The sequence below is a fragment of the Pseudomonas sp. B20(2017) genome (assembly GCF_002113125.1).
Lineage (GTDB): Bacteria > Pseudomonadota > Gammaproteobacteria > Pseudomonadales > Pseudomonadaceae > Aquipseudomonas.
Window position 1 is genome coordinate 56,401 of sequence record NZ_NEJP01000025.1, and the last position, 14,191, is coordinate 70,591.

Here is a 14,191-nt window from a genome sequence, read left to right on the forward strand (position 1 = left end):
GGTCATCGCTCCTTAAGCCTGAACCAGCGGGCCGGGGTTTTTCAGGTATTGCTCGCGAATCGCTTTCGCCGACCAGTAGGTCAGCGCGGCAACCAGCCCGGTCGGGTTGTAACCCAGGCCTTGCGGGAATGCCGAGGCGCCCGGGACGAATACGTTGTGCACGTCCCAGCTCTGCAGGTAGCGGTTCAGCGCGCTGGTCTTCGGATCGGTGCCCATGATCGCGCCACCGTTGAGGTGGGTAGTCTGGTAGGACGCGGTGTTGAAGTGGTCGCCGACTTTCTTGCCGATCACGGCGATGGCTTTCGGGCCCATGGCCTCGGCGATCTTGCCCATTTTCTCGACCATGAAGCGGTTCATCTTGATGTCGTTTTCCTGCCAGTCGAACGTCATCCGCAGTAGTGGCATGCCGTAGGCATCGCGGTACACCGGGTCCAGATCGAGATAGTTGCCACGGTAGGACTGATGCGCGCCGTGGGCGTCCATCGACACCTGGTGGGTGTAGTAATCGGCGGTCGCGCGTTTCCATGCACTGCCCCAGGCTGGGGTGCCCGGCGGGTTGGAGGTGCCGGCGATCGGTCGGCTGCCGGCCTGGTTGACCCACATCGGCGAGCCACCGACGAAACCGTGAGGCCCGTGATCGAAGTTGTCGGCGTTGAAATCATCCACCGCCACACCGTTGCCGCCGGCACCGATGAAGTTGTTGGTGTGGGTGTCCTTGTCGAAGAACGCTTTGATGGTCGCCATGTTCTGGTAGGCGAAGTTACGCCCGACCACGCCTTCACCGCTGACCGGATCGTAGGGTTTGCCGATACCGGAGAGCAGCATCAACCGCACGTTGTGCAACTGGAACGCGCCGAGGATTACCAGATCCGCCGGTTGCTCGATCTCGCGGCCCTGGCCGTCGATGTAGGTGACGCCGGTGGCTTTGGTTTTCGTGCTGTCGAGGTTGACCCGCAGAACGTGGGCGTTAGGCCGCAGTTCGAAATTCGGCAGCGGCTTCAGCGCCGGCAGAATGTTCACGTTCGGCGAGGCCTTGGAATACATGTAGCAGACGTAACCGCTGCAGAAACCGCAGAAGTTGCACGGGCCCATCTGCGCGCCGTAAGGATTGGTGTACGGCCCTGAAGTATTCGCGGAAGGCAGGTTGTAGGGTTTGTAACCCACCTCCGTAGCCGCTTTGCCGAACAGCTGTGCGGAAACCGTGTTCTTCTGCGCTTCCAGCGGGAACGGATTCGAGCGATCCGGCGCGTACGGGTTGCCGCCCTTGCCCTGGCCGACCAGTTGGCCTTTCACGGTCCAGGCCTGGCCGGAGGTGCCGAAAACTTTTTCGGCGAAATCGAAGAACGGCTCCAGCTCTTCATAGCTGACGCCGAAGTCCTGGATGGTCATGTCCTTGGGGATGAAGCTTTTGCCGTAGCGCTCTTCGTAGTGGCTGCGCATGCGCAGTTCGATCGGGTCGACGCGAAAGTGCACGCCCGACCAGTGCAGCCCGGCGCCGCCCACGCCGTTGCCCGGCAGAAACGCGCCCAGCTGGCGGTTCGGCAGGGCGATGTCGTTCACGCTGTGGCGGATGGTGACGGTTTCCTTGGAAACGTCCTGGAAGAGTTTTTTCCGCACACTGTAGGTGAGTTCGTCGATCACCTGAGGATAGTTGCCGTCCGGGTAGGTGTCCTGCATCGGTCCGCGTTCCAGCGCCAGCACGTTGAGCCCGGCTTCGGTCAGCTCTTTGGCCATGATCGCGCCTGTCCAGCCGAAACCGACGATCACCGCGTCAACCTTCTTCATTACCGTTGCCATGCTCACGCCCTCTCGCCGCGAATCGAAACTGCCGGGAAGGGGTACTGCTCGTTGCGTTCCACCCAATCCATGAAATCGGCGCGGGCGCCGGGGAAGCCGATCATGGTCCAGCCGACCATGCCTTTATTGCCGCCGTGGATCGGGTCGCAGAAGAACCCTTCCTTGGTGTTTTGAAGCAGCAGACTGAAGAAAATCTTCGCCGGAACTGCGTCGAATTGCGGTTTTCCGGCTTCAAGCTGCTTGAGCAGATCGTCTCGGGTAGCGCTGTCTTGCTCGGCAAATGTTTTACCGTTGAGGGATTTTGCCCACTGATCCGTGGCGGCGATGCCGAGGCGATAGATCTCTTTCGGGACCAGTTTGCTCTGCCAGCCCATCTCCGGCGCGGCGTCGGCATTGAACGGGCCCTGCATGTACCAAAGGGCACCAGCGGCGTACGGGGTGTTCATCTGACGGTCGATGTATTCCGGCACACCGGCTTCGAGTGCACCCGGCCCCTGCGCATCGTTGGGGATCAATTGCGCGACAGCGGCATTGATGAACGCCCACTCTTCGGCAGTGAAGTAGCTCGGCTGATAAGGGCTGGCTTCTACGGCGGCCGCTTTTGCCGAAGCTGTGGCAGGCGCGCTTTCAGGCGCCGCTTGCAGCACCGTGCTGCCGAGTCCGCTGCCGGCGAGGGTAACGACCGGAATCAGGGTCAGGGATTTGCGCAAAAACTCACGCCGCGGGTTGTCTCGATCTTCATCAGACATGGGGATGCACCTCATCAGGCATTGATGGTTGTCAGCCGTTTCTGCGAACGGCTCAAGAATTTTCTGGCTGCGACGTGGCCGGGATGACCGGGAGAAGGGGGACGCGTCTGCAACATGATGTGACAAATGGTAGCAGGCTAATCAACCGGGTGAACCGATTCAGCCAAAAAAAGACCGCTTTTCGACCAAGGGAACCGCGGTATTCACGATTCTTTTACAAGCGCCTCACGCGGATTTGACCGCGAAGCTCGCAAGCTGCGGCCTTCACTGACGAAACCCACACGGTCGCCGCAAAGCATGTTCCTGACGCGTTTTTCCTCCGCATTCTGTTTGTCGCTGCTGGCCCTGATCAGCTGGATTCCCGCTCAGGCCGCGCAAACTCCGGCTTCCCGTCCCGTCGAGTGGGCGCAGCCGGTAGAGGTGCAATACAACCTGTTCCAGATGTCGCCCACGCTTTATCGCAGCGCACTCCCCGATGACGGCGCGGTGCCGTTGCTGAACAACCTGAAGGTGGCCACGGTTATCAACTTCCTGCCGGAAGCGGATTCCAACTGGCTGAAAGCCCCCGGTATCCATCAGGTGCAATTGCCCTATCGCACCAATCACGTGGACGACAGTGATGTGCTCAAGACCCTGCGTGCCATCCAGTCCGCCGAAGCCGACGGCCCGGTGTTGATGCACTGCAAGCACGGCTCCGATCGCACCGGCCTGATGGCGGCGATGTACCGGATCGTCGTGCAGGGCTGGAGCAAGGAAGACGCCCTGAACGAAATGACCCAGGGCGGCTTTGGTGAGAGTGGGCACTTTCGGGACAGCGTGCGCTACGTGATGCAGGCCGATGTCGACAAGTTGCGCACCGCACTGGCCAATGGCGATTGCAGCACCAGCGCGTTTGCCACGTGCTCGATGAAGAGCTGGTTTCAGACGGTCAATCTGAAGTAACTCGTCCGGCCTCCCCGTCAACGAGGCCGGCGACCGGCCGGCCGATGAACGCTTCCACCGCGTCCAGCAACGGACGCCCGGCACCCGGCGCAAAGAATGTGGTGCGAAATTCACGTCCGTTTTGCGCGTTGAATACCCAGTCGCGGCTGAAACGCTTGAACGCTTCCTGAGCCAGCACGCCCGACCAGACGTAGGCGTAAACCGAAGCGTCGTATTGGGTCACCATGTAATCGAATCCATTGGCGAAGCGGTGATCGTCCGGCAGTTGCAGAGGCCCCAGGCGGCGCTGGACATCGTTGCAAACCTCCTCGACCGGGCGCCCGTCGCCGTGGGTCAGGTGCAGCTCGAAATCAATCATCGCCCCCATCAGCAACAAGGCCTGTTGCCGGCTGGAATGGGCCTCAATGGCTGACAGTGCTGCGTCGACCCGTGCGGCGCTCAAGCGTTCGCCGGTCTGAAAATGTGCGCCGAGCCACAACACAAACTCCCGCGACAAACACCACTGCTCGAACAATTGCCCGGAAAACTCTGCCGCTTCATGGCCCAATTGCAGAATGCCGGACAGGGTGTGATGGGGCGAGCATGCCAGCACGTGCTGGAGGCAATGGCCAAACTCATGAAACAGCACCCGCAGATCTTCGATTTCGAGTCGGCACGGATGGCTGTCGGTGGCCGGTGTGAAATTGCTGTAGAGCAGGGCAATCGGCAGCGCAGGGCGGCCTTCGGCGTTGATCCGGCGATTGCGCAGCGTGGAAGTGCCGGCGAAATCCATAGCACCATCATGGTGAAACGGATCGAGGTAGATGTAGCCGATGACCTGCTCATGCTCGCTGATTTCCAGCAGGCGCACATCGTCATGCCAGTGGCCGCCACCGGACCGCTCGACGATGCGGATCCCGAACATCCGTTCGCAGAACAGATAGAGCCTGCGCAGGGTGCCCTCGAGCGGAAAATAATCACGGAGGTTTTCCAGCGCACCGGGAAACTGCTGCTGGCGCCATTGTTCGGCGAGGAAATCTTCATCCCACGGCTGAACCCGGTCGATCCCGCGTTGCTGCGCGAAGTCTGTCAGTTGTTCTGCATCTTGCGCGAGGACAGGTGCCAGCTGCGCCGCCTGACGCAGGAGAAAGCCACTGACCCACGCCGTCGTCCGGGCGCTGTTTTTGGCCAGACTCAGTTGCGCGGCGTTTTCATGGCCGAGTAAACGGGCTTTCTGCTGGCGCAATGCAAGCAGTTTGGTCAGCACCGGACCGTTATCGAAGCGACCGGCCAGCGGCCCGCGATCGGAGGCGCGGGTCATGTAGGCAACATAGCATTCCTCTCGCAAGGCGCGGTTCTCGGCGTACTTGAGGATGTGCTGGCAGGTGTTCTGGTCCAGACGGATCAGCCAGCCGTCATGCCCCGCCTCGCGTGCGGCGCGCGCCAGACGATCCTTCATCGCCGGCGACAAGCCTGTGAGCAGCGCAATATCATCGACACGTTTGCTCCACGCCTCGGCCCAACGCTCGAGGTTGTCCAGAAACACGTACTCCAACCCGCCGATCTCGCGGTTCAACCGCGCCAGTTCCTGTTGCTGTTCAGCAGGAAGCTCGATGCCCGACTGCTTGAATCGGCGCAGAATCCCCGCCAGCGCGATATTGCGCGACTCATCGAAACTGCCGGCTATCGAGCTCTGCGCCAAACGCTGGTAAGCCTCGTACAACGGACGATTGCGGGCTTTTTCAGAGCGATACTGATCGATCGCCAGATGCGCCTTGGCGCTTTCCTCGAGCCAGATCGCATCGTCGGATCTGACCATCGACAACGTTTCAAGAATCGAGCGGACTTCGCCGAGGCGCGCGTCGGCCTCGTCGATGCTCAGCACCAGATCATCCCAGCCGGGATGTTCGGTCTGACTGGCGATCACTTCGGCGATGATGCGTCGATTATCGGCAATGATGCCGGTGACGGCCGGCAGCAGTTGCTCGGCGCGAATCGCTGGCCAAGGTGGCAGCGTCCAGTGTTGCAGGAGGAGATTGGTGTCGGGCATGGCAGCTTCCTTCGAGGCGTGGCGCAAAGGGCCAGCCTACGAAGCAAGTGCGAGGGACAGGTGTTAAGCCAATACCACCTTCCACCGACGAATCGGGGAAGGTGGTGCCGATCAGTGCTGCTCGTCGGACTTTTTCTTCAGCTTCGGGTTCGGGAAGAACTGCACCGCCTGAACAGTTTTGTCCGGTGCAGGCTTGAGCGCGCTGGTGTTGACTCGCGTACCCAGTTCCTTCGGCACCGACAACCCTTGGGCATTGAGCGTATCGCTGTAGCCGCACGCCACGCATTCGCGGTGCGGGACATCGTCCTCGCTCCACATCATCAGTTTGTCCGGCTCGCTGCACGCCGGGCAGACTGCCCCGGCGATAAAGCGTTTTTTGGTCTTCACGGGTGCCTCACTCATGCTGCCGCGTCCTCACTCAGGCCGCTGTGGCGCAAGAGTGCGTCAATCGACGGCTCACGGCCACGGAAGTCGACGAACAGCACCATCGGCTCCTGCGAGCCGCCGCGAGCCAGGATTGCTTCGCGGAAGGCGCGACCGGTGTCGGCATTCAGCACGCCGTCTTCTTCGAACTTCGAGAAGGCATCTGCCGACAGTACTTCCGCCCATTTGTAGCTGTAGTAACCCGCCGCGTAACCGCCGGCGAAGATATGCGCAAAGCTGTTCGGGAAGCGATTGTAGGCCGGAGGACGCATTACCGAGACTTCGTTGCGCACGCCTTCCAGCACTTGGGCGACGCTGCGGCCATCACCGTGGGTGGCGTGCAGTTCGAAGTCGAACAGCGAAAACTCCAGCTGACGCACCATCATCAGGCCGGACTGGAAGTTCTTCGCCGCGAGCATTTTTTCCAGCAGATCCTGCGGCAACGGCTCGCCGGTTTCGTAGTGGCCTGAAATCAGTGCGACGCCTTCCGGCTCCCAGCACCAGTTCTCCATGAACTGGCTCGGCAGCTCGACCGCGTCCCACGCCACGCCATTGATACCGGACACGCCGGCATGCTCGACGCGGGTCAGCAGGTGATGCAGGCCGTGGCCGAATTCGTGGAACAGGGTGGTCACTTCATCGTGGGTCAGCAGCGCAGGCTTGCCGCTGTCGGCCGGGGTGAAGTTGCACACCAGGTTGGCCACCGGGCTTTGCAGTACACCGTCGAGGGTGCGGCGACGGTCGCGCGCGCCATCCATCCAGGCACCGCCGCGCTTGTTGGCTCGGGCGTAGAGGTCGAAGAAGAAGCGGCCGACGTGCTGGCCGTTTTCCTTGATCTCAAACAGGCGAACGTCCGGGTGCCAGGTGTCGAAGCCTTTCAGTTCGGCGATTTCGATGCCGTACAGACGCTGAACGATGGCGAACAGGCCGCCCAGCACTTTGTCGATCGGGAAGTAGGCGCGCAGGGTTTCCTGGGCGACGCTGTAGCGTTGTTCACGGAGTTTTTCACCGTAGAAACCGCTGTCCCAGCTTTGCAGATCGGCGCAGCCCTGCTCGGCGGCGTAAGCCTTGAGCTGTTGCAGATCCTGGGCGGCAAACGGTTTGCTGCGCTTGGCCAGGTCGCGCAGGAAACTCAGCACCTGATCGCTGGATTCGGCCATTTTGGTGGCCAGGCTCAGCTCGGAGAAACTGGAGAAACCGAGCAGTTTGGCCAGTTCCTGACGCAGGTCGAGGATTTCGCCCATCACCGGGCCATTGTCGTTCTGGCCGGCGTTCGGGCCTTGATCCGACGCACGGGTGCAGTAGGCGGCGTAGACTTCTTCACGCAGCGCACGATCCTGGGCGTAGGTCATCACCGCGTAGTAGCTCGGGAATTCCAGGGTGATCAGCCAGCCATCGAGGCCTTTGGCCTGTGCGGCGGCAGTCATTTGCGCCTTGGCCGAGTCGGTCAGGCCGGCGAGGGCGGCTTCGTCGGTCAGGTGCTTGGTCCAGGCCTGGGTGGCGTCGAGCAATTGGTTGGAAAAGCGGCTGCCCAGCTCGGATAGCCTGCTCTGCACTTCGGCGTAACGCTTCTGTTCGGCTTCCGGCAGGTCGATACCCGACAGGCGGAAATCGCGCAGGGCGTGTTCCAGGATAGTTTTCTGCGCCACGTCAAAACCGGCGGCTTCCGGACTGTTGGCCAGGGCTTCATAGGCCTGGAACAGCTCGCGGTTCTGGCCCATCTCGGTGGAATAGGCGCTCAATGCCGGCAGGCAAGCCTCGTAGGCTTCACGCAGTTCGGCGCTGTTGCACACGGCATTGAGGTGGCTGACCGGGCTCCAGGCAGCGCCCAGACGATCATTGAGTTCGTCCATCGCCAGCACGAGCCCGGCCCAGGTCGGGTTCTGGCCTTGGGTCTTGAGGATTTCGGCAATGGCGGCGCGGTTGTCGGCCAGGATGGTTTCGATGGCCGGCTGCACGTGTTCGGCACGGATCGCGGAGAACGGCGGCAGGTCGTAGGACTGCAGAAGAGGGTTGTTCACGCTCACGGTTGGCACCTTGGCTGGAAGAAACATGCGCCCATCTTAATTACAATCGACACCCACCGCAGCTATCGGCGACAGAGAGAGAACTAATCGTGTCCCTTCGCAATTACCAGAATCACACCCCACGCTTGAGCAAAGGCGCTTTTGTCGACGGCTCCGCGGTGGTGATCGGCGACGTAGAAATCGGCGAAGACAGCTCCGTGTGGCCGCTGACCGTGATCCGCGGCGACATGCACCGCATCTGCATCGGTGCACGCACCAGCGTGCAGGATGGCTGCGTGTTGCACATTACCCACGCCGGCCCGTTCAACCCGGACGGCTTCCCGCTGCTGATTGGCGATGACGTAACCATTGCCCATAAGGTCATGCTGCATGGCTGCACAGTCGGCAGCCGCGTGCTGATCGGCATGGGCAGCATCGTCATGGACGGCGCGGTGGTCGAGGACGACGTGATCATCGGCGCCGGCAGTCTCGTGCCACCGGGCAAGCGTCTGGAGAGCGGTTTTCTGTACGTGGGCAGCCCGGTGAAGCAGATCCGCCCGCTGACCGCCAAGGAAAACGCCTTTTTCACCTACAGCGCGGCGAACTACGTGAAGCTCAAGGACCTGCATCTGGCTGAAGGCTACGACCAGCTCTGATTTTTCTCTCTATTGCCCGGGATTTTTCATGCATTACCAGACCGTACTGTTCGACCTTGACGGCACCCTCACCGACCCGCGTGAGGGCATCACCCGTTCCATCCAGTTCGCCTTGAGCAAACTCGGCATCGACGAGCCGGATCTGACCAGACTGGAACACTTCATCGGCCCGCCGCTGTTGCAGGCGTTCATGCAGTTTTATGGTTTTGATGAAGCGAAGGCGTGGGAGGCGGTGAATTTCTATCGCGAGCGTTTCAAGGTTACCGGCCTGTACGAGAACCGGGTGTTCGACGGCGTCACGCCGTTGCTGGAAACCCTGAGCGGCCAGGGTCGGCAGCTGTATATCGCGACGTCGAAGCCTTGGGTGTTCGCCCGGGAAATCGCCCGGCACTTTGATTTCGCCAGACACTTCAAGGTGATCTACGGCAGCGAACTGGACGGCACCCGCACCAACAAGGTCGAGCTGATTGCCCACCTGATGGCCGAGGAAGGGCTGGACCCGGCCAGCACGCTGATGATCGGTGACCGCAAGCATGACCTGATCGGTGCTCGCAGTAACGGGTTGGATGCGGCGGCCGTGGGTTACGGTTTTGGCAGCCATGAAGAGCTGAGTGCCGAAGCGCCGGCGTATCACTTCGAGACGCTGGCGGAGCTGCATCAGGCGTTTTTGCAGCGCCAGTGATATCGCCTTCGCGAGCAAGCCCGCTCCCACATTGGTTTTTTGTTGAGCACAGACTTAATGTGGGAGCGGGCTTGCTCGCGAACAGGACCTTTCAGCCACTCAGACTTTCGAATCTACCAACGCTTTCAGCGCCGCTTTGCGCTCAGTCGCCGGCAACTCACCCAACCTCTCCACCTGCGCATAAAACCTCAGCCAATCTCCATCGACCTGCCTGAACAACGCCGCAAACGCCGGCACCCACTGGTCATACAGCCCGAACGGCAACAGCCGTGCGTTGTTCAACGGCGCATTGACCCAGGCGTCATAGCGTTTGTCTCCGGCCCACTGGCCGTCGCGCATCGCTCGATAGTCCTGTCGAAACCGTCCGAATTCCGCCGCCTTGCGCTCGCGCATTTGCGCTGTCGCTAATGGTTGTGCATAAAGTTTTTCGAGGCGTGAGCGGGTATCGAGGATCAACTGAATGAACTGATCCCGCTGCTTCAGCTTCGAGTCGTTTTCCGGGGGCAAGCCCCGAAACGCCCGCCACTGCCGGGTTCCTTCCTGTTCCACAAAAGTCGCGAAGGACTCGTTGAACTCGGTGTCATTCTTCACATAGAAACGCTGGTGGGCCAGCTCATGGAAGATCAGCGTCGCCAGACGCTCGTCGCCCCAGCCCATCATCGAATTGAGGATCGGGTCGTTGAACCAGCCCAGCGTCGAGTAGGCCTCGACGCCGCCGATTGACACGTCCATGCCTTGCAGGCGCTGAATCGCGGCTTCGCCCCGCGCCGCGCTCTGGCTGTAATAGCCGCGGTAGGCCACGCAACCGGCAATCGGGAAGCAATGGTTCTGCGGGCTCAGGGAAAATTCCGGGGTGGCGAACACATTCCACACGACAAACGGCCGACCGATGTCGGCATAGAGGCGATAGCTTTGGTTGTCCGGCAGGTGCAGGTGCTCGCTGGCGAAGGCCCGGGCTTTCTGGGACTGGGCGAGGTGAGCGCGCAGTTTGGCGTCGCGGGTCGGGTCGGCGATCACCTTGGCCACCGGCTCCCGCGCCCGCAAAAGCTGCAGCTGACCGCTGGCCAGCTGGCTGTAATAGCTCAGGCTTGAGCAACCGTTGAGCAACAAAATCATCACACCCGGAAACAAAATCCGCAAAACGCGATCAAGTAACCCATGGCTTGGAAGCGGCCTGATCAAAATAAGAAATCCCCCGGAAAGTCTGCCCAAGACTATCCCGCCCATTGGAGCTCCGCTATGCGCATGTTGATACTGACAGGAAGCGTGCTGACGCTGGCCGGTTGTGCCGGATTCGGAATGCCGACCCCTGACCCCTCGCAAGCCTGGATCGATCTGGATGCCCGGCAACAGGACACAGCGTTGCAGGCGCTGGAAGTCGACAACAAGGCTGCCGTCGATCATCGTTATTTTGAAGTGCAGCCCGGCAGCCATGAGCTGACAGTGCGTTACCAATTCCCGGTCGAGGCGACCAACATCGGCCCGGATGCCGAGCCGCTGTGGCGCGATTGTCAGTTGAACGTGAAATTCAAGGATTTCAACGCCGGCCAGCGTTATCAGTTGCAGGCGGGAAGCATCGGTTTCCGTCCATGGGCCAAGCTCTACGATCAACAACGCAACGTGGTGGGACAGGGAACGCCAGCGGGCTGCCAGCGAACCTGATCGGCGTTATGCTGGATGTCCGAACTCATGGACATCCATCATGCGCACGTTGATGCTGTTATTGGCCGCAGGCGTACTCGCCGGTTGCCAGACACCGTTGCCTCCCGTCGATCCAAACATGGCCTGGGTCGAATTCTCCACGCCAACCCCCGGCGGAAAACTGCTGATGGCCGAGCGTCTCGACAACAGGCGACTGACTGACGGGCGTTTCTTCCAGGTCACCCCCGGCAGCCACGAGCTACGGGTGCGCTTCGACTTTGAAGTATTCGGCGGAGGCGGCAGCCTGATGACCGGCCCCGTCGAGCGGCTGTGCTATCTGACCATCCGCTACGATCATTTCGAGGCGGGCCAGCGTTACTTGCTCGAAGGCCGTTCGCTGGCGTTTACCCCGAGTGCCCGCCTGTACAACGACAAGCGGGAAATCGTCGCCGAGGACCGCGAAGTCAACTGCATCATCTGAGGCGTATCAGCGGTCGTTCTTCTGATAGATGATGGCTTTGGTGCCGTTGTCGCAGGTGCCGACAATCATGGCGATGTCGTGTTTTTCAGCCTCTTCCTTGGAGACTATCTCCAGGGTGTAGGAGGGCACGGCGTTCGCCTGAATCTTGATTTCGATCTCTTGCTTGAGTTCTTCGCAGTCTTTGGGCGCTGCGTAGGCCGACGTTGCCAGCACGCCACAGATAACCGCCAAGGCAAAACGTTTCATGGTTGAAGCTCCATCGAAGCAGCGCGCACGACGATGCGCGAAAGCTGCTGTCATTTATTCGACCACATTTTTGCCTGGCGGGTTCTGATCCGGCTCAATCCGTCAGCCAACCAGCGACGCGTCGAGAGTGATCTTCGCATTCAGCACCTTGGACACCGGGCAACCTTCCTTGGCCTTGTTGCTCAGCTCTTCGAACTGCGCCTGGGTCGCTCCCGGAATTTTTGCCTTGAGGATCAGTTTCACCGCGGTGATCGCAAAGCCGCCATCCACCTGATCCAGCGTGACCTCGGCCTGGGTGTCGATGCTGTCGGCCTTGAGCCCGGCGTCACCGAGAATCATCGAGAACGCCATGGAGAAACAGCCCGCATGGGCGGCGCCGATCAGTTCTTCCGGATTGGTGCCCTTGCCGCCCTCGAAGCGCGCCTTGAAGCCGTAGGGTGCTTCGCGCAGGACGCCGGTTTCGGTGGAAATCGAGCCGATGCCGGTTTTCAGGTCACCTTCCCAATGCGCGGATGCCTTCTTCACGATAGCCATGTGTGCCTCCTTCAATTCGGGCGCGAAACGCCGCGCCGTCGTGGTTTTTGCCTGCAAGGCTTCTGAGGATAGACGCCGGAACAAAGTTCAGCCCAACTGAATCGTTGACTTTTTTAGTAGGAAATTTCGGATCGGCTATTGAAACTCGGGTATATGCCCTTATTGCACAGAACACGCTTATGAATTGGGCAGGTTTGCGTTCGCCAAGAACACACCTGCGCCCTCAATCGGAGATGCAGGTTTATGAAGCAACTGTCCGACGTAAAGTTTTCCACCCTCGATCTGGTGCCGGTCCGCGAGAACGGCAGCCCGGCGCAGTCGCTGCGCAACTCGCTGGATCTGGCGCAGCATGTCGAGAAGTTTGGCTACACGCGATTCTGGGTCGCCGAGCACCACAACATGGACGGCATCGCCAGTTCCGCCACCTCGGTATTGCTGGGCTATCTGGCCGGCGGCACGTCGACCATTCGTGTCGGTTCTGGCGGCGTGATGCTGCCCAACCATGCGCCGCTGGTGATCGCCGAGCAGTTCGGCACCCTCGAAAGCCTTTATCCGGGACGTATCGACCTCGGTCTGGGCCGCGCTCCGGGTTCCGATCAGATGACCGCCCGTGCCCTGCGCCGTGAGCGCTCCGGCAGTGCCGACGACTTCCCGGAAGACGTGGCTGAGCTGGTGCGTTTCCTCGGCCCGCGCACCCCGGATCAGCGAGTGATCGCAATGCCGGGCACCGGCACCAATGTGCCGATCTGGCTGCTCGGTTCCAGTCTGTTCAGTGCGCAACTGGCCGGCGAGCGCGGTTTGCCCTACGCCTTCGCCTCGCATTTCGCACCGCGCTTCATGCACGAGGCGATTCGCGTCTACCGTAATCACTTCAAGCCGTCGGCGGTACTCGACAAACCGTACGTGATGCTGGGCGTGCCGCTGGTGGCGGCCGACACCGATGAGCAGGCCGACTACCTGGCAACCTCGGTGTACCAGCGAATTCTCGCGCTGATGCGTGGGCAAAGTCTGGTGCAACGTCCGCCGGTGAAAACCATGGACGGACTGTGGTTGCCTCATGAGCGTGAGGCGGTGGGTGATTTCCTCGGTCTGGCGATGGTCGGCAGTCCGCAGAAAATCCGCGCGAAACTCGAAGTGCTGATCGAACAGACTCAGGCTGATGAACTGATCTTCACCTGCGACCTGTACGAACACGCCGATCGCCTGCATTCCTACGAGTTGCTGGCGCAGGTGATGAAGGGCTGAAATTCACTCTGACTTCCTGTGGGAGCGAGCCTGCTCGCGAAAGCGCCATGTCAGCCAACGTCTTGAGTGACTGACACACCATCGCGAGCAGGCTGGCTCCCACATGAAAAATCATTACCAACAAAAAAGCCGACGCATTGCGTCGGCTTTTGTTTTTCCGGCGTGATCAGCCGCGGGTGTAAACGATCTCTTTGGTGCCGCCTTCGCAGGTGCCGACGACTTTGCCGCCACTGGCCGCACCCTTGTCGACAACCTCCAGCGAATACCCGGAAACGCCCTTGGCATCCAGCTTGGCCGCGATTTCAGCCTTCAGTTCTTCACAGGGCTTGCCGGCAGCAAACGCACCACCCGCAAGGCTCAACAAACCTACTGCCAATATCAACTTCTTCATCGGTCGCACTCCCTGGTCGGATTAATTAAGGCGGGCATCGAGCCGTTCGCTCGATGCACTCACCTCGTAGCGCATTGCCATTCCTATGGCACTCGGCCAGCGCGCAAGTTCAGAAGCGTAGACCAAACTCAGCTGCTGGCAATCCGGAACCCGACTTTCAGGGTCACTTGAAAGTGGGCAGCCTTGCCGTCCTTGATGTGGCCGCGGGTTTCGGTCACTTCGAACCATTCCAGATGCTTGATGCTCTTGTTGGCCTCGGCCAACGCATTGTTGATGGCGTCTTCGATGCTGCTGGTGGACGAGCCGACCAGCTCGACTTTCTTGTAGGTGTGATGGTCACTCATGGCGTTCTCCTTGAAGTGTGCAATT

16 protein-coding genes are annotated in these 14,191 nt (G+C 60.5%); 6 read left to right on the top strand and 10 right to left on the bottom strand.

The genetic code is table 11. The annotated features are described in order from the left end of the window. Positions 1–12: 12 nt before the first annotated feature. Positions 13–1,797, bottom strand: a complete 1,785-nt coding sequence (locus CAF63_RS26955; RefSeq protein WP_007953975.1) for a GMC family oxidoreductase — start codon at positions 1,795–1,797, stop codon at positions 13–15. Between the two features lie 2 nt (positions 1,798–1,799). Next, positions 1,800–2,546 (bottom strand): gluconate 2-dehydrogenase subunit 3 family protein, encoded by a 747-nt coding sequence (locus tag CAF63_RS26960; protein WP_085690436.1) that lies wholly within the window; start codon positions 2,544–2,546, stop codon positions 1,800–1,802. A gap of 297 nt (positions 2,547–2,843) precedes the next feature. On the opposite strand from CAF63_RS26960, the gene CAF63_RS26965 reads away from it, so the two are divergent. Next, complete coding sequence (locus tag CAF63_RS26965) at positions 2,844–3,488, top strand: dual specificity protein phosphatase family protein (protein ID WP_085690437.1); 645 nt, start codon at positions 2,844–2,846, stop codon at positions 3,486–3,488. Here the strand turns inward: CAF63_RS26965 and CAF63_RS26970 are convergent. The 3 genes from CAF63_RS26970 to prlC all read right to left on the bottom strand — a co-directional run bounded on the left by CAF63_RS26970 (position 3,475) and on the right by prlC (position 7,994). Continuing rightward, complete coding sequence (locus CAF63_RS26970) at positions 3,475–5,517, bottom strand: M3 family metallopeptidase (protein WP_085690438.1); 2,043 nt, start codon at positions 5,515–5,517, stop codon at positions 3,475–3,477. The two genes, CAF63_RS26965 and CAF63_RS26970, sit on opposite strands and share 14 nt — an antisense overlap. A gap of 111 nt (positions 5,518–5,628) precedes the next feature. Further along, positions 5,629–5,919, bottom strand: a complete 291-nt coding sequence (locus tag CAF63_RS26975; RefSeq protein WP_085690439.1) for a YheV family putative zinc ribbon protein — start codon at positions 5,917–5,919, stop codon at positions 5,629–5,631. Beyond that, on the bottom strand, positions 5,916–7,994 hold the full coding sequence (gene prlC / locus CAF63_RS26980; RefSeq protein WP_178081331.1) for an oligopeptidase A: 2,079 nt from the start codon (positions 7,992–7,994) through the stop codon (positions 5,916–5,918). Before prlC ends, CAF63_RS26975 begins: the two co-directional genes overlap by 4 nt. A gap of 62 nt (positions 7,995–8,056) precedes the next feature. Between prlC and CAF63_RS26985 the strand changes: the two genes are divergently transcribed. Together CAF63_RS26985 and CAF63_RS26990 are read left to right on the top strand one after the other, a co-directional pair. Further along, positions 8,057–8,602 carry a gamma carbonic anhydrase family protein gene (locus tag CAF63_RS26985; RefSeq protein ID WP_085690440.1) on the top strand — a complete coding sequence of 182 codons (546 nt, stop codon included), beginning with the start codon at positions 8,057–8,059 and terminating at the stop codon, positions 8,600–8,602. 28 nt (positions 8,603–8,630) lie between these two features. Next, on the top strand, positions 8,631–9,284 hold the full coding sequence (locus tag CAF63_RS26990; RefSeq protein WP_085690441.1) for an HAD family hydrolase: 654 nt from the start codon (positions 8,631–8,633) through the stop codon (positions 9,282–9,284). Positions 9,285–9,383: 99 nt separating this feature from the next. On the opposite strand, the gene CAF63_RS26995 is transcribed toward CAF63_RS26990, so the two are convergent. Beyond that, complete coding sequence (locus tag CAF63_RS26995; protein ID WP_085690442.1) at positions 9,384–10,466, bottom strand: aminopeptidase; 1,083 nt, start codon at positions 10,464–10,466, stop codon at positions 9,384–9,386. A gap of 57 nt (positions 10,467–10,523) precedes the next feature. Between CAF63_RS26995 and CAF63_RS27000 the strand changes: the two genes are divergently transcribed. Together CAF63_RS27000 and CAF63_RS27005 are read left to right on the top strand one after the other, a co-directional pair. Beyond that, positions 10,524–10,946, top strand: a complete 423-nt coding sequence (locus tag CAF63_RS27000) for a hypothetical protein (protein ID WP_085690443.1) — start codon at positions 10,524–10,526, stop codon at positions 10,944–10,946. Positions 10,947–10,986: 40 nt separating this feature from the next. Next, entirely contained in the window at positions 10,987–11,406 is a 420-nt protein-coding gene (locus CAF63_RS27005) for a hypothetical protein (RefSeq protein WP_007953944.1), read from the top strand. 6 nt (positions 11,407–11,412) lie between these two features. Here CAF63_RS27005 and CAF63_RS27010 read toward each other — a convergent pair whose 3' ends face one another. Both CAF63_RS27010 and CAF63_RS27015 read right to left on the bottom strand, forming a co-directional pair. Then, positions 11,413–11,652, bottom strand: a complete 240-nt coding sequence (locus CAF63_RS27010) for a DUF1161 domain-containing protein (RefSeq protein WP_085690444.1) — start codon at positions 11,650–11,652, stop codon at positions 11,413–11,415. Between the two features lie 102 nt (positions 11,653–11,754). Further along, entirely contained in the window at positions 11,755–12,186 is a 432-nt protein-coding gene (locus tag CAF63_RS27015; protein WP_085690445.1) for an OsmC family protein, read from the bottom strand. A 243-nt stretch (positions 12,187–12,429) separates the two neighbouring features. Between CAF63_RS27015 and CAF63_RS27020 the strand changes: the two genes are divergently transcribed. After that, positions 12,430–13,431 carry an LLM class flavin-dependent oxidoreductase gene (locus tag CAF63_RS27020; RefSeq protein WP_065260633.1) on the top strand — a complete coding sequence of 334 codons (1,002 nt, stop codon included), beginning with the start codon at positions 12,430–12,432 and terminating at the stop codon, positions 13,429–13,431. 166 nt (positions 13,432–13,597) lie between these two features. Here the strand turns inward: CAF63_RS27020 and CAF63_RS27025 are convergent, their stop codons facing one another. Beyond that, positions 13,598–13,822, bottom strand: coding sequence for a DUF1161 domain-containing protein (locus CAF63_RS27025; RefSeq protein ID WP_085690446.1), 225 nt, complete (start codon positions 13,820–13,822; stop codon positions 13,598–13,600). A gap of 128 nt (positions 13,823–13,950) precedes the next feature. After that, entirely contained in the window at positions 13,951–14,166 is a 216-nt protein-coding gene (locus tag CAF63_RS27030) for a dodecin (protein ID WP_007953919.1), read from the bottom strand. Positions 14,167–14,191 lie beyond the last annotated feature (25 nt).

What these genes read in the sequence shown, in the direction of transcription:
- CAF63_RS26955 (WP_007953975.1), bottom strand. Translation starts at nt 1,797, where the DNA reads ATGGCAACGGTAATGAAGAAGGTTGACGCGGTGATCGTCGGTTTCGGC.
- CAF63_RS26960 (WP_085690436.1), bottom strand. Translation starts at nt 2,546, where the DNA reads ATGTCTGATGAAGATCGAGACAACCCGCGGCGTGAGTTTTTGCGCAAA.
- CAF63_RS26965 (WP_085690437.1), top strand. Translation starts at nt 2,844, where the DNA reads ATGTTCCTGACGCGTTTTTCCTCCGCATTCTGTTTGTCGCTGCTGGCC.
- CAF63_RS26970 (WP_085690438.1), bottom strand. Translation starts at nt 5,517, where the DNA reads ATGCCCGACACCAATCTCCTCCTGCAACACTGGACGCTGCCACCTTGG.
- CAF63_RS26975 (WP_085690439.1), bottom strand. Translation starts at nt 5,919, where the DNA reads ATGAGTGAGGCACCCGTGAAGACCAAAAAACGCTTTATCGCCGGGGCA.
- prlC (WP_178081331.1), bottom strand. Translation starts at nt 7,994, where the DNA reads ATGTTTCTTCCAGCCAAGGTGCCAACCGTGAGCGTGAACAACCCTCTT.
- CAF63_RS26990 (WP_085690441.1), top strand. Translation starts at nt 8,631, where the DNA reads ATGCATTACCAGACCGTACTGTTCGACCTTGACGGCACCCTCACCGAC.
- CAF63_RS27000 (WP_085690443.1), top strand. Translation starts at nt 10,524, where the DNA reads ATGCGCATGTTGATACTGACAGGAAGCGTGCTGACGCTGGCCGGTTGT.
- CAF63_RS27005 (WP_007953944.1), top strand. Translation starts at nt 10,987, where the DNA reads ATGCGCACGTTGATGCTGTTATTGGCCGCAGGCGTACTCGCCGGTTGC.
- CAF63_RS27010 (WP_085690444.1), bottom strand. Translation starts at nt 11,652, where the DNA reads ATGAAACGTTTTGCCTTGGCGGTTATCTGTGGCGTGCTGGCAACGTCG.
- CAF63_RS27015 (WP_085690445.1), bottom strand. Translation starts at nt 12,186, where the DNA reads ATGGCTATCGTGAAGAAGGCATCCGCGCATTGGGAAGGTGACCTGAAA.
- CAF63_RS27020 (WP_065260633.1), top strand. Translation starts at nt 12,430, where the DNA reads ATGAAGCAACTGTCCGACGTAAAGTTTTCCACCCTCGATCTGGTGCCG.
- CAF63_RS27025 (WP_085690446.1), bottom strand. Translation starts at nt 13,822, where the DNA reads ATGAAGAAGTTGATATTGGCAGTAGGTTTGTTGAGCCTTGCGGGTGGT.
- CAF63_RS27030 (WP_007953919.1), bottom strand. Translation starts at nt 14,166, where the DNA reads ATGAGTGACCATCACACCTACAAGAAAGTCGAGCTGGTCGGCTCGTCC.